The following is a 2,685-nucleotide window of genomic DNA, read 5'->3' as shown; positions in this document are numbered from 1 at the left end:
TTATGAAATTTTCAGAAAACGAAATAAAAACAATAAAGGATAAAGAACTGGAAAATTATGTTTTAGAGAGATTATATTTATCAGGATTTTCTAAAGAAGAATTAGAAGAAACTGCTAAATTATTAGACACAGAACTTAAAAACGAGTATCTTCCTATAGATACCCCACACGATGAATTAGAAGACCTTATTCCTGATTTTTTTAATAATACAAAAATATCCGATATAAAAATACAATTATACTCTGGACATCTAATTATTTATTCGGATGTAAAAGAGACACGTACTGACAAGAATGGAAATGAGTTCGAGGTTCACACTTATTACGGTTTAAAAACGGTCTGGGGCAAGATATTCCAGTACCTTGAAACGGATATTGTTGGAGAAGGTGATACTCAAATCCAAAAAATGTTAAAACCAAAGCTACCGATTAAAATAAGGCTTGTTAATGTTTATTTAAATATGAATACATATTATATTCAATATAGGATAGGTAAGGATAGAAAAGATAGAACAAATACTGAAGAAGATGCAATTAATGATATTATAAGCGAATATCACTTAACAAATAAGGAAGCATTCTTACTGAAAATATATTTCGATGAATGTATCACTCTTCTTCTTCCTTTTTCATTAAAAAGCAATGAACCTTTCTACATAAAAGATGGAATAATAAGTGTTAATTATCCTATAAACTACGATATAAAAGAAGAATTGCAAAATATAACAAAACTTTACAATATAACAACACAGAAAAAAATAATGTCCTTATTATTTAATTATGCACCGTTATTACTATTTGAAAAATATTTAAAAGAGGATGACTTGAAAATCTATTTTCCTTATATAAGCGGAAAATCAGAAGAAGGAAAATCCGCCATGTCAAAGTTTGTCATTTGTAATGGTTTTGACAATTTCTCATTGGAATTATCAGGAGAAAATCTAAGAACACTGGCTTCTATGAGAAATAACTTATCAAGTACAATATATCCTGTAGTTATAAACGAGATTACACAGGATATATTCGCTAAAATATACCCCGCATTAAAAGACTTGTCCACTGGTAGTGCAATACAGTCAAGAGGGGCATTAGGCTGGAAAAATAAAACGTGGGAGTTAACTTCCATACCAATTTTTACCTCTAACGAAGAAATATATATAGACAGTGGAATTTCATCAAGACTTATCGTTGTACATCCAGAAGCTGGTAAAAATGATATAATAAGTTGGTATAATAATAAGAAAAAAATTAACAACGGTTTTCTTTTTATATTACTAAAAGAATTAAATGATAAAAACGTTGACGAGATAACATCAGGAATAATGAAGCTGATTGAAGCTGGCTTTGAACCTTTCATCGCTTATCAGACTTTCATAAACAATATGTGGAAAGATATATTTAAAAGGAATGGCTTAGAATGTCCTTTTACTATAGTACAAAGAGAAGAACAGGAAACAGATTGGTATGAAATATTCATATCATATGTAAAAGAACAGATAAAGAAAGCAGAAAACTTATCATATTCTACCTATATGGAAGGATATGACTACATCATTGAAAAAGACGATATCTATATAACAAAAATAGGCTTTATGAAGTTTCTAAAAGCTTTTAATTGTCCTTACAGAAATATGCTGTCATTTGCTGAGAACAACGATACAAGTATTAAAATAGAATATGTAAAAAGGAGAATAAAATCATTCAAAAATCCTGTACACGTACTAAAAGTTAAGGAAATAGAGGATATACAGTTATCATTAAATACTGATAATCAATTAGAAAGCAAAATAATATAAACCTTTATATATACTTAAGTAATTATCATATAATGAACGATGAGTACTTATCATTATTAAAAAGCATTCTAAAGGATGGTAGAAGCTTTAGAATGATACGTTCTATTTTCATTTCAAAATTACCAGATAATGATGAAACTATAAAATACTGGTATAAAGATGGTAGATTTTTATCAATGAGACTTTATAAATATATTTGTGCTTTAGGCTATAGAAAAGATGGCACAGTTTTACGAAAAAAAGTACAATAAATATTTATATTTTGCTGTAATAGTATATTATGAATGAAAAAGAAATAAGGGCTCTTATTGACGAACTAAGTGAAGATTTTTCTATAGCATCGGCTAATTGCCAAAATCTTTATAATGAAACAGGAAATCCTATATTTCTTCATTTGAAATTCTCCATAGATAATATGGCTGAAGAATTATCCGTTGTAAGGTAATTATATATTAAATAGTAATATATAATTATGGATAAAAAGGAGATAGCAGAGATTGGTATAGGAGGAATTGTTGCCGCAGTAGGCGGATATTTTATATATAAAAATTATGTTAAACCAGTTAGTACTACAATTACACCTTCTACATCAACAACAACAACTTCTACATCAACAACAACAACTTCTACATCAACAACAACAACTTCTACAAGTATAGTTTTAAGTGTAAATACTACAATTATTCAAAAAAATGGTACAATAAAATTTGCTGCAGCGGTTTCACCAACGAATTATAGTGGTACTGTAGAATTATATGAAAATAAAAATCCTGTAGCTGAAATGACCGGAAGCAGTGGAAAATATTATGCAAATATAACGCTACCAAATTCTGGCACATATAACTGTTATGCGGTAGTAAGTTAACTAATTATATACTCGATAGTAATA

Annotated in this window: 3 protein-coding genes; all 3 read left to right on the top strand. The window is 28.3% G+C overall.

The window, feature by feature from the left end:
* Positions 1-1,796 (top strand): hypothetical protein (locus ABDV69_RS20940; protein WP_343577719.1); only part of this gene is annotated, 1,796 nt, incomplete at its 5' end.
* Positions 1,797-1,828: 32 nt separating this feature from the next.
* The gene (locus ABDV69_RS20935) at positions 1,829-2,047 is read left to right on the top strand and encodes a hypothetical protein (protein ID WP_343577718.1); all 219 of its coding nucleotides are present in this window, start codon (positions 1,829-1,831) and stop codon (positions 2,045-2,047) included.
* Positions 2,048-2,268: 221 nt separating this feature from the next.
* Positions 2,269-2,661, top strand: coding sequence for a hypothetical protein (locus ABDV69_RS20930; RefSeq protein ID WP_343577717.1), 393 nt, complete (start codon positions 2,269-2,271; stop codon positions 2,659-2,661).
* Positions 2,662-2,685 lie beyond the last annotated feature (24 nt).

Source organism: Mycobacterium sp., assembly GCF_039583785.1.
GTDB lineage: Bacteria > Actinomycetota > Actinomycetes > Mycobacteriales > Mycobacteriaceae > Mycobacterium.
Note: the sequence above shows the minus strand (reverse complement) of the source record. Positions and strands in the feature narration are given on the sequence as shown.